This is a genomic window from Celeribacter naphthalenivorans (genome assembly GCF_020524585.1).
GTDB classification, from domain to species: domain Bacteria; phylum Pseudomonadota; class Alphaproteobacteria; order Rhodobacterales; family Rhodobacteraceae; genus Celeribacter; species Celeribacter naphthalenivorans.
This window is the reverse complement of sequence record NZ_JAIVLK010000008.1, coordinates 243,002-262,688: the sequence shown is the minus strand read 5'-3', so window position 1 is coordinate 262,688 and position 19,687 is coordinate 243,002. Positions and strand designations below refer to the sequence as shown.

14 protein-coding genes are annotated in these 19,687 nt (G+C 60.4%); 5 read left to right on the top strand and 9 right to left on the bottom strand.

Going from position 1 to position 19,687, the window contains the following annotated elements:
* Positions 1 to 8 precede the first annotated feature (8 nt).
* The 3 genes from LC094_RS18110 to LC094_RS18100 are packed head-to-tail and all read left to right on the top strand — an operon-like array spanning position 9 to position 2,205.
* Positions 9 to 479 carry an ExbD/TolR family protein gene (locus LC094_RS18110; protein ID WP_226554204.1) on the top strand — a complete coding sequence of 157 codons (471 nt, stop codon included), beginning with the start codon at positions 9 to 11 and terminating at the stop codon, positions 477 to 479.
* Complete coding sequence (locus LC094_RS18105) at positions 476 to 880, top strand: ExbD/TolR family protein (protein ID WP_226554203.1); 405 nt, start codon at positions 476 to 478, stop codon at positions 878 to 880. Before LC094_RS18110 ends, LC094_RS18105 begins: the two co-directional genes overlap by 4 nt.
* The gene (locus LC094_RS18100; RefSeq protein WP_226554202.1) at positions 877 to 2,205 is read left to right on the top strand and encodes an ICP22 family protein; all 1,329 of its coding nucleotides are present in this window, start codon (positions 877 to 879) and stop codon (positions 2,203 to 2,205) included. Before LC094_RS18105 ends, LC094_RS18100 begins: the two co-directional genes overlap by 4 nt.
* Positions 2,206 to 2,259: 54 nt before the next feature.
* On the opposite strand, the gene LC094_RS18095 is transcribed toward LC094_RS18100, so the two are convergent.
* From LC094_RS18095 to tssK, 6 genes are read right to left on the bottom strand one after another with little or no spacing between them, the layout of a single operon-like run.
* Positions 2,260 to 4,464 carry a serine/threonine-protein kinase gene (locus LC094_RS18095; protein WP_226554201.1) on the bottom strand — a complete coding sequence of 735 codons (2,205 nt, stop codon included), beginning with the start codon at positions 4,462 to 4,464 and terminating at the stop codon, positions 2,260 to 2,262.
* Positions 4,461 to 5,261 (bottom strand): PP2C family protein-serine/threonine phosphatase, encoded by an 801-nt coding sequence (locus LC094_RS18090; RefSeq protein WP_226554200.1) that lies wholly within the window; start codon positions 5,259 to 5,261, stop codon positions 4,461 to 4,463. The genes LC094_RS18095 and LC094_RS18090 overlap by 4 nt, the downstream gene beginning before the upstream one ends.
* Positions 5,258 to 5,989: a type VI secretion system-associated protein TagF gene (tagF, locus tag LC094_RS18085; RefSeq protein ID WP_226554199.1), complete on the bottom strand. Its 732-nt coding sequence runs from the start codon at positions 5,987 to 5,989 to the stop codon at positions 5,258 to 5,260. The genes LC094_RS18090 and tagF overlap by 4 nt, the downstream gene beginning before the upstream one ends.
* A gap of 39 nt (positions 5,990 to 6,028) precedes the next feature.
* The gene (gene tssM, locus LC094_RS18080) at positions 6,029 to 9,631 is read right to left on the bottom strand and encodes a type VI secretion system membrane subunit TssM (RefSeq protein WP_226554198.1); all 3,603 of its coding nucleotides are present in this window, start codon (positions 9,629 to 9,631) and stop codon (positions 6,029 to 6,031) included.
* The gene (gene icmH / locus LC094_RS18075) at positions 9,628 to 11,658 is read right to left on the bottom strand and encodes a type IVB secretion system protein IcmH/DotU (protein ID WP_226554197.1); all 2,031 of its coding nucleotides are present in this window, start codon (positions 11,656 to 11,658) and stop codon (positions 9,628 to 9,630) included. The genes tssM and icmH overlap by 4 nt, the downstream gene beginning before the upstream one ends.
* Positions 11,659 to 12,990, bottom strand: a complete 1,332-nt coding sequence (tssK, locus tag LC094_RS18070) for a type VI secretion system baseplate subunit TssK (RefSeq protein ID WP_226554196.1) — start codon at positions 12,988 to 12,990, stop codon at positions 11,659 to 11,661. It abuts the gene before it with no gap.
* A 506-nt stretch (positions 12,991 to 13,496) separates the two neighbouring features.
* On the opposite strand from tssK, the gene LC094_RS18065 reads away from it, so the two are divergent.
* Both LC094_RS18065 and LC094_RS21725 read left to right on the top strand, forming a co-directional pair.
* Positions 13,497 to 15,542: a type VI secretion system Vgr family protein gene (locus LC094_RS18065; protein ID WP_226554195.1), complete on the top strand. Its 2,046-nt coding sequence runs from the start codon at positions 13,497 to 13,499 to the stop codon at positions 15,540 to 15,542.
* A 43-nt stretch (positions 15,543 to 15,585) separates the two neighbouring features.
* Positions 15,586 to 15,846 (top strand): PAAR domain-containing protein, encoded by a 261-nt coding sequence (locus tag LC094_RS21725; RefSeq protein ID WP_226554194.1) that lies wholly within the window; start codon positions 15,586 to 15,588, stop codon positions 15,844 to 15,846.
* A 134-nt stretch (positions 15,847 to 15,980) separates the two neighbouring features.
* Here the strand turns inward: LC094_RS21725 and LC094_RS18055 are convergent, their stop codons facing one another.
* From LC094_RS18055 to LC094_RS18045, 3 genes are all read right to left on the bottom strand, one after another.
* Positions 15,981 to 16,682, bottom strand: coding sequence for a hypothetical protein (locus LC094_RS18055; protein WP_226554193.1), 702 nt, complete (start codon positions 16,680 to 16,682; stop codon positions 15,981 to 15,983).
* Between the two features lie 350 nt (positions 16,683 to 17,032).
* A complete protein-coding gene (locus LC094_RS18050; RefSeq protein WP_226554192.1) occupies positions 17,033 to 18,961 on the bottom strand; it encodes a hypothetical protein in 1,929 nt (642 codons plus the stop codon).
* A 47-nt stretch (positions 18,962 to 19,008) separates the two neighbouring features.
* On the bottom strand, positions 19,009 to 19,542 hold the full coding sequence (locus LC094_RS18045; RefSeq protein ID WP_226554191.1) for a DUF4123 domain-containing protein: 534 nt from the start codon (positions 19,540 to 19,542) through the stop codon (positions 19,009 to 19,011).
* Positions 19,543 to 19,687: the final 145 nt, after the last annotated feature.

Genomic DNA, 19,687 nt, shown 5'->3' with positions numbered 1-19,687 from the left:
CGAGCATCATGAGCATCCTGATCTCCAGCCTGCCCGTCCGCAAACGACGTTACAGGTTCGCCCTGACGCCGCTTGCGGACGCCATGTTTCAGCTTCTGATCTTTTTCATGCTCTCCTCGAGCCTCACGCCCTATTCGCTTCTCACCCTGCAAAGCGCACCGTCTGAGACCGAAGGGGAGGCCCTGCCCGAAGACACCACCGCCCTGACCGCCGATCCCGACGCGGCCCCCGATGCGCCACTGGCCGGGGCTGAGGTCACGGTCTGGCGCCTTCTCGAAGGCCATGTCGCCGTCGACGGTCAGGAATTTGCCACGGATCAGCTTTCGGACCTGGCGCAGGCGCTCGGCCAGCAGGACGCACAAGGGCAGCTTGTTCTGGCGATCACCGCCACGGCACGGGTGCAGGATGTCGCGACAGCCCTCTCTGCCCTCGAGGGCGCCGAAATCGCCGGGGTTCAGATCATCCGGGAGGCGCCATGAAAGGCCAGCGCCTGCATCCGCCGGAGCTGAAGATCAAGCTGGATTCCTCTCTGGCGATCGTCAACATCGTGCTTTTGCTGATCTTTTTCTTTCTCACCACCGGCTCGCTGATCGGCGCAGGGGAGTTTCAGGTCCGCTTGCCCGAGACCGAAGACCTGCCGCTCGATCTCCTGCCGAAACCGCTTTTGATCGTTGAAGGCGATGGGACCATGGTGCTGGATGGCGCACCGGTTGCGCCCGGCACGTTGAATGATCTTCTGATCGACCACCCGGTGCTGCATGTGCTGGCCGACCGCGAGACGCGCGCGTTTGATCTCTTGGATGCGCTCGCCGCCGAACAGCTCATCGCGGTTGAAATTCGCCTCGTGACCCTCCACCGTTCTGCGGAGGACGGAGTGTGAGTTTCCTGCCCTATGACCGCATGAAGCCCGGTCAATGGGCCCTGCCCTTCACGGGCTCTCTGCTGTTTCACGGCGCGGCTTTGCTTTTGTTGTCAACGGCCTCTCTGGCGATTATTCCCCCGAAAGAAGATGAGCCGGAGCTGGTGATCAGTCTCGAAATTCTCGATCTCGAAAACTACGTCGACACCGCCCCCATCGCCGAAATTCCCGACGATATTGCCTCAGAAGAAGAGGCCGAAACCAATCTGGACGGTGCCCTTGAAGAGGCGGCGGAGCCCGCGCCGACGGGCGAGGACGAGACGTCTGTTTCTGAGCCGGACATCGTCAAAGAGGACACTGGCGAAAACGAAACTGTCGAAGAGCCTGCCGAGGAAAACATCGCAGAACCAGATCCGCGACCGCTCCCTGTGGCGCCCGAGATTTCCGAGCCGCAAGAGGGGCTTGCCCTGCCCGCCGAACAAAGTCTTGTACAGGACAATTTCGTCTCGCCCTTGGCCGAGGCTGGCGGCTATGCGCCCTCGCCTTTCTCAGGGGATATTTCGCTCGAAACACCGGACAGCCTGTTCACCCAGCCGCCGCTGCCCGACAGCCCATTGGATCTGGCTGCCCTTGAGCCGCCCAGTGTGCCTGAGACCGAAGAAGAGGCCGATCCGACCACGCCGCAAACCGGCCCCACAGGCCTCGGTGCGCCCCTCGCCAATGCCAGCGCCGCCGATCTGACCATCGGTCAACTCCTGACCCGCATCCGCGCCAACGAAACGCCGCGCTGCACGCTGGCCCTGCCCCGTCGCGGCGCGGATGGGCAGGTCGGTCTGTCGTTGATCGGGGCGGATCGCAACGCACTCGACACCTATAGCGCAACGATACTGGAGGGTTTCGAGACCGTGACGCGGGTGCGCGAAGAGATCGACCCCCGGCAATGCGCCGCCCTCGACGCGGTGGCCCTGACCGCCTCCTATCCCGCCGCACGCATCGGTTTGAGCCTTGCCTCAACCAACCTGCAAAGCGGCGACACCATCGAAGCACAGGTCTCCGGTGCGGGCGGGCTCGATATTGCGGTGCTCATGATCGACGACAATGGCGTGGTGCAGGACCTGTCCCGCTTCACCACGATTGCAAATGGCATTCCGGTGATTTCCGCACCGGTGGCGCGGGTTGGCTCTGGACGCGAGACCCGGCAAATCCTGATGGTGCTGGGCAGCGAAGACGGGCCCTTCGGCCTGACCGAAATGGACGGGCGCAGCGCCGAAGACGTCTTTTCCGCGCTCGATCGCGACCGCTTAGAACAAAGTCGCTTTGCCCTCGTCAGTTTCGATCTGCGTTAAAGCGTTTCGACTTTAAGTCATACATCAAGTTAAAGTCGAAACGCTTTCGTGAAATCACGGCGTGATCGTCAGCGCCCCCACAGCGACATAGCCTGCCGCGTCCTCCGCCATTTCCCGACCGATCAACGGCAGGATCACACTGGCCTCCGTGCCGTCCTTCATCGCGCCCGCACGAACCGAAGCGGACTCGGAGGCCGTCGCGACGATGACATAGACGCCGGGTTGAGCCGACGGCAGGCGGAAGGAAAAGCGGCGCGTGTTGCCAATCTGCGCGTCGAGCTGGCGCGAGAGCGAAAACACCCGCCCGTTCGGCGCAACGATAGAGAGCCAGATCTGGCGATCCTCCGTGCCCCGGATCGTGCCTTCGACCCCTGTCTGGCGCGAGACGCGTTGCGCGTCGAAGCCAATGGCAATCGGCGCGCGCCCTGTCCCGAGAAAGGGCTGGGCCAGGCTGAGCGCGGCGCATTGCGGTGTCGCGATCACAGTCTCTCTGATCTCAGGCAGAGGCCCGAAAGGCCAGTTTTCAGCCAGCCCGGCAAAGGCCGTGCCGCTGTCACTGAGCGCAGCAATCGGTCCCGATTGTGCGTATTGCGAGGCATAGGCGCAGGCGTCCCCGGCCTGCACCGCCAAATGGCCCGCGACCGTGGTCTCATCACGTCTCATCCCGCTCCGATCAAGCTCTATCCCGGCCTCGATCGGATGACTGCGCCACCAATAATAGGCCCCGCCCCCAACAGCCGCGGCAAGAAGCGCGAAACTCAGGGTCAGGACCAGACCGCTACGACTTTTCGGCTCCGGCGGGTCTTCGAGTTCGGAGGTGCCATCGAACCCGCTGGCCGTGACGCTTTGCAGGCCCAGATGGCTCGCCGTTGGTCCGGATTGCAGCCCCGGAACCGCATGGGTGGTCGGCGCAGGAACAAATCCGCCCATCGCGGTCCCCATACCCGTCCCCAGGCCCGCCATGCTCCCGCCCATCCCTGTCAGCGTGCCCGTCAATGTGTTCGCCGCCCCGGTCTGGCCACCAGAAATCATGTCGAGCCCCGCAATTACGGATTGCATATCTGGCATCCGCTGCGCCGGATTGGGTTGCAGCATGGCGTAGAGCAAGGTTTGAAACGGTCCCGGAATGCCGGAGAGATCGGGAATGCTTTGGCGTTTTTGCACGGCGTCAACGATGGTATCGCCCATCTGCGGTGCCTTGCCCGTAAGCGCGGCGATCAGCAAAAGCCCCAGAGAATAGACATCCGAACGCCCATCAGCCTCTCCGCCAAAGGCGCCGATCTGTTCCGGCGAGACAAATTTCAGCTTGCCCGCGAACTCATTGCCGATGGTGACATCCTTGACCTTGGAGGAGCGTGAAATACCGAAGTCGATCAGCACGCCACGGGTGATGTCACCATCCTGAAGCATGACGTTATCCGGCGAGAGATCGCGGTGGATGACGCCAATCTCATGCGCCCGACGCAACCCGTCGGCGAGCCGCGAGAACAGGCGACAGGCGTCCTCCGTGCTCAAAGCGCCTTTTTCGCGCAGATGATCCGAAAGCTTGGTGCCCTCGATGAACCCCATGACCAGCGCATGAAGGTTCATCCGCTCGTCCGGCGGCACATAGGCGAAATAGCGCACGATGGCCGGGTGATGCAGCTGGCGCAGGGTGCGCGCCTCGCGCTTGAACATCTGCTCGACCTTCTGATCCTCGGCCATCTCCGGCAGGATCACCTTGATCGCGACGGGTTCGCCGGTGCCGATTTCCTCGCCTCGGAACACCCGGCCCATACCGCCCTGATCCAAGGCGCTTTCGACCCGGTACATGTTGTTAATGACCGTGCCGGGTTCGAGCACCATCACCGGGCGGGGCGTCGCGGAGGACGCAAGTCCGGCGGCACCGCTGGCCGCCCCCGCGACGACAGGTGCGGCGACACCGGCGAGCACCGTCGCGTCGGGCGTATCGGCTATGTCGGCGGATGTCTCTTCGCCAGACGACGCAGGCGTCCCCGCCAGAACCGTTGCTTCGGGGGGCGCGATCGAGGCCGCTCCCGGCAGGTCCGGCGAGGGCAAGGGATTCAGGATCGTCTTGTCGTCTGCCACATCCGCCGAAGGGCTGATTTGCGGCGCGAAGAGTGTTGCCTCTTCCTCGGTCTCCTCGGAAGCGGCCCAAATCGTGCGTTCGTCTTCTTCCCCGGTCTGCCCCGGCTCAGCATCCGGCTGAACCGGCACCTGTTCCTCTGAGGGCGGGATCGTCTTGTCGTCGTCGCTCATAACGTGCCCTCGAATTCCGGAAAGGCCCAAAGCGCCTCCTGACGATCCGGCGGGGTTTCATGACAGCGAAACAGAACAACCGAAATATTGTCCTTGCCACCGCGCTCCACAGCCGTGGAGACAAACTGCGCGCACAGGCTGTCGAGATCCGTGTCCGGCGATGCCGCAAGGACCGAAGCGATCTCGTCATTCTCGTAATATTCCGTCAGCCCGTCCGAGCAGATCAGGAACAGATCCTGATCGAGAAGCACATCCTCGACCACATCGCATTGCGGAATGTCCGTGACCCCGATGGCGCGGGTGATGACGTTCTTGCGCGGCCAGTTGGCGGCCTGATCTTCGGTGATCGAGCCTGCATCCAGAAGCGCCTGCACCTCGGTATGATCGCGACTGATCTGCAGAAGCTGTCCGGCGCGCAACCGGTAGACCCGGCTGTCGCCAGACCACACACAGGCGAACCGGTCGCCATGGATCAGCACAGAGGCCAGCGTCGCCCCCACGGTGCCACCACCCAGCGACTGGGCATGAGCAATGATGCGCGCATTGGCCAGTGACAGCCGTTCCATAAAGCGCACCTTCAGATCGTCAAGCGACACCGGCACGCCCACGGTCTCGAGCATCCCGGTGATGGTCTGGCTGGCAAAATCCCCCGCGGCATGGCCGCCCATGCCATCGGCCACGACCCAGATGCCGCTGTCCGTAAGACAGAGCGCACTGTCTTCGTTGATCTTGCGCACCCGTCCCACATCGCTTTTGAGCGCGCTGTCGAAGCGAAAACGTCGTCCGAGATCCGTCATGTCCGATCCTCTTCACTGGCGGCTTGCGTATGCTCTGGCCCCGCCTCATCCTGCAAAGGTCGCAGCCGCTCTGTGAGCAGCCAGCCAAGCGCATCCGCCCCCGGCAACCCGTCACAGGCCAGCCACCCGGCGGCGCGCGGCCCCTGTTCCGGATGCCACCAATGGCTGCGGCGAAATTCGGCGCGCTCAGCCTCGACACCGGCGGCATCTTTCAAAAGCCGCGCCAGATCGCCATCGTTGCGCTGGCCCCAGACCGTCCCGCTGAGCCCCTCTTCCCACATGAGCGCGGGGGCTTGCGGCACCTCCAATCCTTCGAGCAAATCCGCACCGCCGCGAAACCCGCCCTCGGGCGGCTGCACCCCGGCGATATGCGCGAATATCGCATCATAGATTGCCTCGTCATGGCGCGGATCGGTCGGCGGCACTCCGGCATGGCCCTCGCCCTCCGGGTCGGTCACGCCAACCAAAAGCGGGTATTGGCGGCCCACCCGATCCCGCGAGGGCAGGAACAGGCCATAGGCCGGCACGCCCAAAACATCCGGCCCGATCCAGAACCTGAGCACCGGCGCGCTTTGCCAGATCACCGGCCAGCCGTCACCCAGACTGTCGCGCAATGCGGTCAGCACCGGTTCCAGCCAGTGATCGAGGCCGGAGACCAAGCCCCCCGATCCCCCGTAGGAGAGAAAATCGCCAAAGGCGGGATGTTTGCCGTAAAGAAATGGGATCACGAGAGCGAGACCTTGAGCAGGACTGGTTAAAACGAACGGTTATTCCAAAGTGGTGGGACAAGAGAAATCGCGCAGTTCCTTCATCAGGAACGGTACAGTGACGCTGTCAAATTCGAGCCGGAAAGTGACCGGACGCCCGCCGACATTATGGGTCACATCGACGCGACTGCCCGACGGACGGGCCACACCGGCGTTGATGAACTCCGCCAGAGCCCAGCGACCATCCGCAAAGCGCAGACCATTGGCGGCGCCACGTTTGGCCTTGGGCAAAAGCTGGAACACCACTTCCGTCACATCGTCGGGCCAGCTCATCGTGATACCAGACGAATTCGGGAACAGCTGAGCCTGACGCCCGCCAAAGGACATGGCAACGCTTTCGACGGTCTCTGAGGACGCGCGCTGCGACAGGGTGAAACTCACCGAGGGCTTCATGTTGCCGGGTTCGAAAAACGCCTGACGGATGCGCTCGGCACGACCAAATTGCGCAAGCGTCGCGGGGGCCAGCCGGTCCCCGATGTCGCTGTCGTCACGCGGCACGATCTCACCATTGGGGCTGCGTTGAGTGTACTCACGCAGATGGGCATCGTAGAATTTCTCCATCCGCCCGCCATAGCCGAAGAATTCGCCAAAGGCGGCGGTCGAAATATGCCGCCCATTCGCCGCAAAAGGGAAAGCGCCAGAGACGTTCTGCGTGCAGAAGGTCGTGACCTCTTCGGACAGAAGGCGCTGCAGTTCTTCCATATTGGCATTGGTGGTCACGGTCAGGAATTCGCGCTCGATCTGATTGACGAAACGCACCATCGTATCGGGGTAAAACGGCACGCCCTGCGTCAGTTTCCCAAGCGCGCTTTGCAGCCCCATATTGTTAAGCGTCTCGCCGCCACTCGCCGCGAATTTGCGATCTTGCAACAGCTCTTCAAGGCTCGCCAGCACCGCATCGATCGGGCGTTTGCGTTGATCCGCATCGCCTTTCACCAGCGCGTGCCATTTCTCGAACCGGCGTTCGATATTCTCGATCTGCCGCCGCTCTGTCGGGGCCGTCGCGGAGGGCGCGGCGCGTTCCTGGAACTTGGCTTTGTTCTTGAGCGCATTGAGGAAAATCCGTTCGAAAGACCCTGAACGACGCTCCACAGCGCTAAAGCCCGCATTCGACAACTCGCCGCTCATGTCGCCGGAAGCCAGCGCCTCGGGCGAGATTTCCATGTTCTCGACAATATCGAGGAACCGGCTCAGACGTGTTTCGCGATCCACCATCTCAGCGAGTTTCAAAACCGGCGAGGCATAGGGGGCGGCGGCGATGGTGAGCGAGGTATATTGCCCCGACGGATCGGCCATCGGCACCAATTCGATCTTGTTCAGAATGCCTTGCCACGCGTCCACGAAATCCGCCTGATAGAGCGCGTGGATGTCTCGGTTCAGACCGACAAGCTGGGTCTGATAATCGGCTTTGCCGGGCTCGCCCACCACCCAACGTTCCTCGTCGAGACGGCTCTGGGCGGAAGCGAGTTCTTCCTTGAAGACGCCCCAGTAGCCCGAAAACGTAAAGAGCCCCGGCACGGTCAGATCGGAGAGCGCCGTGCCATCGACGGTACGCAGCACCTGATCGACCTGTGTGTCGGATAACTGTTCATAAACATTAAGCGGCGTCATACCCGCCGCCTGCCCGAGGATCGAGCTATAGGCCTGTCGCGCCAGAGGCAGGGTTGCGATCTGACGCTGGGCGGTTTCCACCAGCTCCTTGTTGGGCTGAAGCGCGGGCGTCACCCGATCATCGAGCGCCAGCATGGCGTCGAGGTGATCGTTGATCGCGCCGTAAGCCACCTCAAGCCCCGGTTCGGAATATTCCCGCGCCCAGGCTTCGGCAAACCACGACTGGATCGCGGTATCGTCGCCCTTGCCGGGCTGCGCCTTGGCGACCAGCAGGTAGACCTTGAGCGCGCGGTAGGCCTCTTCGTAATCCTGGGTGGCCAAAAGCTGTGGCAGGGTGTTTTCGAGCTGCAACATCATGCGCGGACGCAGCATGTGTTCGAGCGCGTAGGAATAGCTCTCGGTCGCAGATTTGCGGATGCTGTCACGCCGCGACAGGCCCATGCGTTCGACAAAAGGCTGTTCCGTCGTGTCGCCAAACCCGCCCGGCAGGTTGCGCACGGTGTTCAGCGCACCAAGCACCGGACGCGTCGCCGGGTCTGTGATGATCGGCTCGGCAAAAATGTCCTGCGCCTCGACCGTGTAGAGGTTCATCGCGGTATTCGCCTGACGCACCAGCGTGGCGTTTTGCCAGAAACTATAGCCGAAAAGCCCCATCGCGCCGAGACAGACCGTGGCGATCAGCCCCGTTGCGCCGGTGCGCAGAATACGGCGGCGGCGCATGGATTTGAAATCATAGCCGACCCAGTCGCGCTCGGCGAAGATCACCTTTTTCAGCAGGTCGTGCAGGAAATAGCTGCGCCCTTTGCCGGACATGAAACCGGGTTGGAAGCCCGCGTTTTGATCGTGGCCCGAGGCCATCGCGCCCAGCACCTGATCGATCGGGGTGCCTTCTTGCGTGCCGGAGGTGAAATAGAACCCGCGCAGAATGGCATGGACCTCTTCGGGTTTCTGGAAAACCCGACGCAGGAAATCGGTGAGGTTGCGCTGCATCAGCGCCATCTGGCCGGGGAAACCGAAAATCGAGATGCGCGCGACCGGATCGTGTTCTTCGTGCAAACGGTCGGTGACCTCGTCGGAGAGCCGCGAAATCAGCTTGTCGAACTCGGCCGAGACCTCTTTATAGGTGTCTTCCTTGCGATCACGGGTCTGGAAAGTCACGCCCCAGACACGGCGACGGCGATCCTCACCCAGAGGCCCGAAATAATCCCGAAATCCGGCCACGATGTCGGCCTTGGTGAACATGACATAGACCGGCACGTCGATGCGCAGGGTCTTGTTCAACTCGGCCAGACGCTGGCGCACGGTCAAAGCATGACGCTCCAACTGGGCCGCATCGGCGGTCATGATGTCTTCGCAAGAAAACGCCAGCAAAACGCCGTTGACCGGCTGGTCAGAGCGCGCCTTCTTGAGTTCCGAGAGAAAGGATTGCCAGCTTTCGCGGTCGGCCGTGGCGTCGCTGTCCTGGGTCGTGTAACGGCCCGCCGTGTCGATCAGAACGGCGTCTTCGGCGAACCAGAAATCGCAATTCTTCGTCCCGCCAAAGCCCGCGACGGCCTCTTTGTCAGTGCCCGGAAAATCCAGACCACAGTGCAAAAGCGCCGTCGTCTTGCCCGCCCCCGGCGGACCGATGATGACATACCACGGCAGATCGTAGAGATAGGTCGCACCGCCGGATTTCTTGAGTCGCCCGAGCGCCTCTTGCATCCGTTCGGACAAGATGTCGCCATCTCCGGGGGTGACAAGCGTTTCCTCCAGAGCTTTCGACGCTTTTCTACGACGCAAATATTTGATCAGAGCCGACAAAGCGATGGCCCCGAGAATGAGCGCAATCAGCCCGCCACGGGTCCAAGGCGACACCAGCCAGCTCACGCCAGTCATCCGCAGCCCGAACCAGATCGCAAGGCTCAGGATCACAACGCCAAGGGTCAGGATCGGCAACCGGAGCCATTTGTAGCTCCAGAGCTTCCGTGGCGAAACGCCGAATACTCTCATATCTTGCTTTCCTGTTGCAGGAGAATTTCGACCCTGCGGTTCCTGGCCTGCGCCTCGCGCGTGCCGCTCGTGTCAATCGGATCGTTCGGCCCCACGCCCACCACGCTCATGCGCGACGGATCGCCAAGGCTTTGCGCCAAGACATCGCGCACCGTGGTGGCACGCGCCTCCGACAGTTCTTCATTGGTGCGATACCGCCCTGTGCCGCGCAGCGGGATGCTGTCGGAATGGCCCTCGACCACAATCTCGCCCGGCTCACCATCCAACGTCTGACCAATGCTTTGCGCCAGCGCGGTAAAATCCGAGGTCAGATCGGCGGAGCCGGAACCAAAGCGCAGCACATCGCCGACACGGATCATGATGTAATCGCCTTTTTCCGCCACACTCAGAGCACCGCTGTCGATCTCCGAGGCCAGCGCACCGCGAATGCGGTCGAGTTGCGCCGTATCCACCTCTCCCACATAAGGCGTTGCGGAGGCGGCAAAGCTCTGGCCTTCAATGGCGACGGTGGCGTTCGGGTCGTTTAGACGCAGGATCGCGGCCTGTGCCGCATTGGTGTCATTCGACAAAATCCACGACAGCGTCGCAAACAGCGCCACCACCATGCCAGCCCCCATCCCGGCCACCACCCAGAGCGGCATCCCGACACCATTGCGTTTGCCGGAAAAGATCACCGGCAACCAGTTGATCGAGAGATCGGGTTTCGGGCGTTCCACGACGGAGCGCAGCCGTTGGTAGACCTCGTTGCGCAACCGCGCCAGCATCGCCATGCCATTGGGTTCGGTGCGATATTTGCCCTCGAACCCGAGATAGAGACAGGTCAGCATCAGCTCCAAAAGATCTTTGCGCTGCGCCGGATAGGCGATCACATGTTCGAGCCGGGCGAAGAACCCGATGCCGGCGGAACGGTCGTTCAGCAACTCGGCCGCCATGGAATATTGCTGCCAATAGCCCGGATCGCTGCCGGGAATGGTCTGCACGATGTCATCGGCGGTCGCCGCCAGCGCATAGCGCGCAACGTCGATGTCCTCCGGCGGCACGCTCTTTTCCTGGGCCTTGCGGACGAATTCGCCGATCTCGCGAATGACGTGATCGCGCAGCGGGATCGCCTGCATCTCGACCATGCCGGTGCGCAGACGCCCGAACAGCACCAAAAGGTCCGAGGCCGCCGCAAGAATCGGGTTGGTCGATGTGCCGATATCCAGCCCCGAGCCTTTGAGCGCGTCCTGAAAAGAAATGCGCGGCACGTTGCCTGCAAAGGCTGCCGCCTCTGCGGCGGGGGGCACCATCGGGAACTGCCCGTCTGAACCAGCGCCCGCAGGATAGGCCCCGCCATATTGGCCCGGCTGGGCCGGATATTGCCCCTGCCAGTTCGGCTGGGGGGGCTGGCCATAGGCGGGCGGTTGAGCGTATCCGCCCTGCCCCGGTCCGCCCTGCCCATATGTAGGTTGACCGTAGGATGGCTGACCATAGGCGGGTTGCTGCGGCGGATAAGGTGCCGCTGGCTGCTGCGGGGGCTGTGGTTGTGGCGGATAGGAGGGCGATTGTTGCGGCGCGCGGCCCTGAAACCACGTGCCCTCCCCCGAGGACGGCGGCGGGGTCTGAGGCGGGGCCGGTTGCTGCGGCAAGCGCCCGCCAAACCATGTGTCATCCGCGCCGGAGGCCGGAGGTTGAGGCGCATGTTGCTGCGGCGGGTACGCTTGCGGCGCGGGCTGCGGATACCCCGGCGCGGGCGGCACATGGGCCTGTTGCGGCGGCACTTTCATCCCGAACATGGTGCTGTCGGATGCACCTCCGACGGGCGGTTGCGCCGGTGGCGGCGCGTAAGGTGGCTGTTGCGGAGCATGCCCCGCAGGCGGCACTGGGTTATTTTGCGGCGCAGACGGGTTTTGCGCCGCAGGCGGCGCGGGCCACCCCGGTTGCGCGGGCGGCTGCTGTCCGAAAGGCGGTTGTGACGGCTGAGGCGTGGGGCTGGCCGGCGGAATTTTCTGACCGAATACCGTGCGGTCGTCGTCATCGTCACTCATTCAGCGCTCCTCAGGGATGGCCCACAATTCCAGCTCCAGCCCCGGCCAGGCGCCCGCGAAATGCATGCCGATGGCAGGCGCGACCGAGAAGTCACGCCACAGCGGGCTGGTTTTATCGACGAGGAAATAAACATGGTTGGCAACCACGCGAATCTGCGGCGGCGGGTTCGGAATATGAACCAATGGGATGCCAGGCATGTTGTTGACGATGATCTCTTTCATCCGGGTCGAGGGGCCGAGTTTGCACAGCTGCGGGAATTGGCCCTGAATCTGGGTGAGCGGCAAAGCGGCGGAGACCTCGACGATGAAGGTCGCATTGGCAAATAGATTCGGATCGTCCACCAGCGCCGCAAAACTGTTCTCGCGCCGCAGTTCCAGCGGCAGACGCAGCGCCCGCCCCAGATCGCGGGACAGGAACCGGCGGATGTCATCCACCAGCGGTTTGAACGTGTCTTTGGGTTTGTCGTGGCGGTAGCTGTACTCGCGTGCCCTGCGTGCGCCATCCTCGAAGGTCGACAGCTCGCCCGCGAATCCCACGAGCAATTCATACAACCGTTCCGGATGCACGGCAGGCATCGCCTGAATGTGTTTGAGCTGCGGCAGCACGCGGTTCAGAACCATCAGCATGAGATAGTCCTTGTCTTGCATCCCCCCGCCAGAGGTCGGATCGGCGGCATAGCGCGCCAGCACTTCGAGCCGGGCCTCGACCGCGCCCATGACGGCTTTGAGGAACCCCGCATAGGCCCGGTGGCACGAGATGATCAGCCCCACGGGCGGCTCGGTTTTATCCAGCGTGACGACCGCACCATCCTGCACATCGACGATACGCCCAAGCGGGATGCACTGATAGCCCTCGCGTGGGCTGTCGCGGATCACCAGTTCGAGACGCGGCACGGCGACCTCGATCTCATCCTCGGTGCGCGACACAGCGGTGACATCGGCCACCCCCTGTTCTTCGGCGAGGATATAGCGGGTGCTCATGTCCTCAAGCATGCCGACTTCGCGCTCGTTCTGTGGAATATTCGGCACAGTCAGCCAGATGGTTTTCCCCGTCGCGCCCTCATTGACAAGGACCTCACGCGGCAGAGGGCTTGTGTGTGGCGCGTCGAACGGCGTGCCATCCGGCATGATGCCGGACACTTTTTCGAGCTCCAAACGCCCTTGGCGAAGCTGGCTTTCATCGAAAGACATCTCGGCAATGCCCCAAGGAAAGGGCGTAATCTGAGCGGTCCGATTGGCAATCAGTTTTTCGACGTATCTATCGGATTGTTGGAAATGCTGAGGCTTGATAAAAAGCCCTTCTTTCCAAGCCACTTTGCTAAACCGAGACATGGCCTAGAACACTCCTCAAAATCAAAAACATGTGCAAAAATTGCCGTATTGCCGCGAACTTAACGGGCGCCGATCCAGAAGGTCAAGGATAGGTTGCAGGGGGTCTTTCCCCATTGCATTTTGCACACAAGTTCTCGCAGGACGCGGAAATGGCTTGGCCTCTTTTTATATTCACGATTCTCCGGTCCTCCTGCGGGTGGAATCACGATAATTCATCCGGATCACGAAAGTTTAGCGCCCCACCTCAAAACAAACTCTGTCCCGGGTCATCTTCCCGGTCGTCCATGTTCACAGCTTTCAGTGCTAAAGCATGCCCCCCTCGGAGGCAAAAGACGCGCAACTCACTAAGCGCTCATAGCCCCGAGAAAGGGATGCTGTCACAATCTGAGAAATTTGTGCGGCTCCCTATCTTTGCCGATCGGAACATGTTTTCCATTTTCCTCTTGAGTTGCAGGCTCACATGTTTACGTTCTCCCTAACACATTCATAGTTCACTGGTTTCCCACATGTCTTTCTTTTCGCAAACCTCCCGCATGGGTCGCCTGACCACCGCACTTGGCGAGGACGTTTTGGTCCTGATGCGCTTTGAAGGCGAGGAGCGGATCAACGGGGTGTTTAGCTACCACGTCGACTGTCTCGCCTCCGCCGATGATATTGATTTTGATGCGCTTTTGGGCACGCACGCCACCGTGACGCTGCGCACCCATGACGGCTCGGACAAGCCTTTCGATGGCATCATTTCCGAAGCGCGTTGGATGGGTGCGGGCGAGAATGGCCATCGCTATCGGTTGACGCTCAAGCCGTGGTTCTGGCTCGCGTCGCTCCGTCGCAACCAGCGGATTTTCCATAATAAAACCGTGGTCGACATCCTCACCGAACTGCTCGGCGCCTATGCTTCGGCGGGCAAGATGGAGACCCGGCTGACGCTCGAATATCCAGAGCTCGAATACACCGTTCAGTACCGCGAGAGCGACATGGATTTCGCCGCGCGCCTCATGGAGCGGCACGGGATTTCCTATCATTTTGAACAGGATAGCGGATCGCACCTGATGGTTCTGACCGACATTGTCGAGAGCCATGCGACCATCGGCGCGCGCCCGTTCAAGCCCTATGACGGCCACCACCAGGAGGAAATCGAGCACTTCTGGGAATGGCGGCCGGCGCGGCGGATCACGACGGGGGCTGTGCGGCTCACGGATTACAATTTCAAGACGCCGACCGCGGCGATGGAAACCAATTCTTCATCTTCTTCGAGCTATGCTCAGGGCCAGATCGAAAGCTTTGACTGGCCGGGGGATTACCTCGACCAGGGCCGTGGCGATGTAGTCGCGCGGCTGCGCTCAGAAGGCGAAACCGGCCAGGACCGGCGCTTTGAGGCGCAGGGCGATATTCCTGCGCTTGGCGCGGGGCTGCGGGTGACGCTTGGCGGCGAGCCTCTGCCGGGCACGGGAGAGGACTACCTCTGCCTCGTGGCGCATCACAGCTACACGTCGGACAATTACGGCTCCGGCGGCGAAGAGGGCGACGGCTATGCCTACACCGGGCGCTATGTTTTGCTGCCCGCCGACGCGCCTCTGGTGCCGGAGCTCAAGACCGCGCGGGCGGATGTGAAAGGGCCTCAGACCGCGGTGGTCGTGGGCGATGGCGAGATCGACTGCGACGAATACGGGCGCATTCTGGTGCAGTTCCACTGGGACCTGGACGCCGCCTATTCGATGCGCTGCCGGGTGTCGCAGAGCTGGGCGGGCAACGGCTGGGGCGGCATGGTGATCCCTCGGATTGGGATGGAAGTCGTGGTCGAGTTTTTGGACGGCGACCCAGACAAACCGCTGGTCACCGGGTGCGTGTATAACGGCAAGAATGCGGTGCCGTATGATTTGCCCGCGAACAAGACCGTCTCGACTTTCAAATCCGACACCCACCAAGGCAGCGGCTACAACGAGTTCCGCTTCGAGGACGAGAGGGGTCGCGAAGAGGTCTTTATGCATGCGCAAAAGGACCACAACACCATCATCGAGAATGACGAAAGCCATTCCATCGGCCATGACCGCAGCAAAAGCGTCGGCAACGATCAGTCCGAATCCATCGGCAATGACAAGACGATCTCCGTTGGGCACGACCACCGTGAGAACATCGGCAATGACATGTATTACACGGTCGGCCAGAATCAGCAGGAAAGCTACGGCAAGGACCACCTGCACCGCGTCGGCAACATCTACAAACAGTCGATCTATGCCGATCACCTCTATGAAACCGGGCGCAATTTCACCGGCGAAGTCGCGGGCAAATATACGCTCGATGTCGGCACCTCAATCACCAACAACACCGGCAAGCACACGCTGATGGCGTTTGAGAAGTTCCAGATCACAGGTCCGGGCGGTAAAATCACCATCGACGGCTCGGGGATCACGCTTGAAGCTCCGAACATTCGCCTCAAAGGGAATGTGTCCATGGGCGGGTCTGGCAGCGGTCAGGTCCAGACGCTGAAACTCGCCGCCAACGAGGGCCTGCCGCTTTGCGAGGAATGCGCAGCGGCGCAGAGTTCAGACTGAGGTCATCCAATATAACCTCCCCCTGAGCAGAGAGAGACGAGAGATGAAACCCATTGCCCGCGTCGGAGATACTCATGTTTGCCCCATCAAAGGGCATGGCACCAACAGCATCGTGTCCGGGGGCTCAGCCCTTGTGGATGGACGCCCGATTGCGCGGATCGGCGACAAATGCGCCTGTGGCTGTGTGATCGTGTCAGGCTCTTCCGGATCGACATGCGATGGAAAACCTGTGGCTGTGATCGGAGCAAAGACATCCGGGGGCGGCACAATTGTGGCAGGTTCGCAAACCGCGAAAACGGCCTGAGCTTGCCGTTGAGACACACTCACATGACGATATTCTGGGAAAGACCCACGAAGTATAAGTCGTCCACTGCTCCCCTCTTGTAACTGCAGGCAGAGCGAGGGGTTCTCCCCCGCAGAACGTCACAAGAAGGGGCCTCACGCCCCGTCAATTTCCCGCAGGCATGCATCCACTTTGTCCTCGGCATTCGCCTTGTTGTAGCCGCCGAATTTCCAGAGGTTCGCGCGGGCCAGCCAGACAATCGGGTCGCCCGGCAACGGATGGCGATAGCGCAGGTTTTTGGTCCATTCGCCCGGCTCCGGATGGGCAAAAAAGTCTTCGATGAACTGCTGAATTTCCGCGGGCTGGTTCTTGCGCATCGGGTAGCTGCCCAGAGGAAAGCGCTGGGTGTAGCCGTAGTCATGACCTTCCGCCGAGAGATAGACCATCGCCGGTTTTTTGAACGGATAGAACAGCTTATAAATCTTGTTCACCTTCAAAAGCCGTGGCGTGACGGCGTATTCGGCGTGGAGACGCGTGGTGAAATGGAGCCGTTCAAGCACATCGACCTCTTCGCGTTTCTTGCGCGGACGCAGATCGGCCATGCCGAAAAACCGCTTGATCGAATTGCCGTACCAGTCGCGCACATAGGCCACCCGCCTGCGCGCATCGAGGCGGATGCCATGCGAGTCCGGCATGAGGATGCGGAGCGGGAGGAAGAGGATCAGGAAGACGAAGAAGGGGCCGAAGCCCAAAGATGCTAGAACACGGTTCAAACGCGCACTTGCTGTGCGCCCCGCATTCGCAATGGCACTTTCGTAATATTCCTCTTTCGTCTCCGGCTCTTCTCCAGCGAACATTGGGTTTGTTTCAAAATACCCGAGATACCTCTCGTATCCAGGCTCTAAATACGCTTCGTAATCCGTTACAAAAAGGTAATCTCTTTGGAGCATTTCGGACAGTGTTTCAAAAGATGAGGGACGGCTTGGTGAAACGCGCTGTCCCGACACTATAAAGGCATTCGCACAGAACAGCCCGACCTGAAACAGGATCAACAGATTGATGATCAATTTCCCGACGCTGTTGGTCGGGTTCCTGATCTCGACCGTGCCGTCGTCAACCCGCTTGATCGAGCGCGACAGCCGGTTCCACTTTGCGGCGCTATAGTCAAATCTCTCGAGCGACGATTTATCCATATTCTGATCCATTGTTACAGGCTGGCCTTGTCATAGGGAAATGAGCCCGACCCGCTCGGGCGCTTGTCATCCGTGTGAGTAAAGGCCGCCTCCACGCGAATGAAATTCCCGCGCCGTTCATAATGCGGAACGATGACATAGCGCTCGAAAACACTCTCATAGATCGTCACCTTGGCTTGGCCCCTCTCGACAAAGTCCAACGTGTAATCCGCACCGAGCGTCAAGTGACGGATTGGCGTAGCCCCATTCACGTCCTCGTTGAAAATTCCGTCCAATAGGACAGAAAGTTCGAGTTGGTTCAGGTTCACAGCCGTTTGCAACCCCTGACAATGGATATTGATCGCCAAATCGCCAGCGCTGTCGTTTGTGACCGCAACCGATAGGGTTTGATCGAAGAAGTCTTTTAGTTCTTCGATGTAAGCTTTCGATATTTTTCCATGGGACGGGTTATCTGGGTGACCCAGTGACTTTGCCAAAAGAATTCGTGGAGCAACAGTGTCCTCCCTTGTGGTCCCCCAATAACTTATACTCGTATCCCTACCCCAAAACCCGTTCCGCACCCAAATCTCATAGCTATTGAGTTTGAAATACCCATATGTGGCCGCGCCGATCGCCGCCAGCGCGGAGGCGGTCAGCATGAACCAGCCGACCGGGCCGGACACCGCGCCATAGACAAGGTAGGCGGCAATCGCCGTCGAGGTCAGGCCCAGGCCACCGGAGATGATCAGGTTGTTATCGCTATTGCTCCATCCGTCCGAGAGATCTTTCGAGGAGAAATAAACGCCGATGATCAGGCCTGTCGCTTTGCTCCCGAGGGCGCGCGTGAAACGGCTTGCTCCGCCCGTTTGTGCGCCCTGCGCCACGGCAGCCGTGTTCAACCCGCGCATATTGCCGAACAGTCGCGCCGCGACCGAGGAGGATTGCACCAGACTTTGGGCGGCTTCGCGGATGTTGAGGGCCTGTGCGTAGATATCGGTGAGCGCGGCAATGGAGACGACTGCGGGATGGAACACCCAGTCTTTCACATCGTTGTAGGATCTGGCTTCGTTCCATTTGGAGACCGCATCGGTGAGGGCCAGAGATGACGTGATCATCGCAAATCCAGAGCCGACCGATCGTCCCACACCCCAAGTGGCACTCATGCCATTCGCACGGCGATACCAATCGGCCGGCGGCGCTTCGGCGAGTGAAACCCGTCGAGTTGTGATGGAATAAACGGCCTGAGGCTGCGCCGTCGGGTACCCTCCGCGCTCCAAAGAGGTCGCAACATTCCCGTGTTCGGATCGCGGCAGAGCGCCCACCGGCCGTTGCGCAAAATGTCCGTCGCGATACATCCTGTCCATGGTCGCGCGGGCCTCTGCCTCGGTCGTAAAGGTCAATGTCTGTGACCGATGGGTTCCCACCAGATTGCCGTTGAAATAATAACGGCCATTCCGTTTATTGAGCCGCGCGCTGAATGTCTCGACCGCGAGGTCCCAGCTGGCAACATAGAAGAAGTCGCGCTCTTGCATCGCCTGCATGGCGGTGCCAAAGGCCGTTCCGACCTTGCGGATCAGCTCTTTCATCCTGGTCGCGCCTTCGCCCGAGGCCCCGCTTTCCTCGAACAAGACCGCATCAAAATAGGCGATTGTCTGTGGCTGTTCACAGGACGCGAAAGACCCGACAAGGCGGCTGACATCGAACATCCCATATCCGGCAACTTCGGATTTGTCGGCATCTGAGGCTTTTTCGAACTCCTCGGCATGCAGTGCCAACAGGTCCGCGCAGGTGCCGGAGCCCGACAGGTTAGTGAGCGATTTCCATGCGGAAAAGAGCGAAAGCTCTTTATCGGTCAGTTTGCCAAGGGCCGCTTCGTAAGTTGACAACACGTTGGAATAGACTTGGTCGAATTCAATGATATGTGGCCGCGTTTCCCCCCAAGGAAGCCAGGTAGAGGCATTCATGCGAAGGGCCTCTTGTTGCTGAAGACCTTGGACAATGGCCCCAGTGGTCAGCGGATATGCGTTTTCCTGCGCCAGAAGCGAAAATAATACCATTTGCCGTTTTGATGCTGAACACGCGTAAATTTTCGAAAATGCGTCCATACATCGTCGAAAGAGGATCGCGAGCGCAGATAAAGACCGGGCGCCTTATGCCACAGATGACGGCTCGTCAGGTTGTCTGGCTGCTCGGGAAGATGGGTGAATAAGGTCCTCGTAAAGGCGTTCTGATCTCTCAACTCCACCAGATAAGGCGCCGCATCCTCATAGTTCTCTTCCGCCTCGCCCTTGAACAGACAGCGAAAATTCAAATCCGATGCCTCCAAGATTTCACGAAGCCCAAACACCTTCGCAGCATCGAGAACCGCATATGTTTTAAGAGAGATTGTAGAGGAGTCAGATGTGTCGGGCTGACCGAACATATGGTCGAACAAAAGATCAGGCACCGTCTTCAGAGGCCAGATATCACGCTGGTGATCCAGTGGCATCACGCCTTCGATCTCTTCAATTCTGAGATCAGCACCCAATGATCCGAAATATGTCATATAAAAACCCTCGTCTTTGGGCTTCTATCAACCACCTAAAACGTGGACAAGCGAGATGAACAACTTGTGTTCGAGCCTAAGCATATGCTTACGCTTGGCCGGAAATCATCACCTATGGCACACCTTCCGGCCTAACTCTAAACTA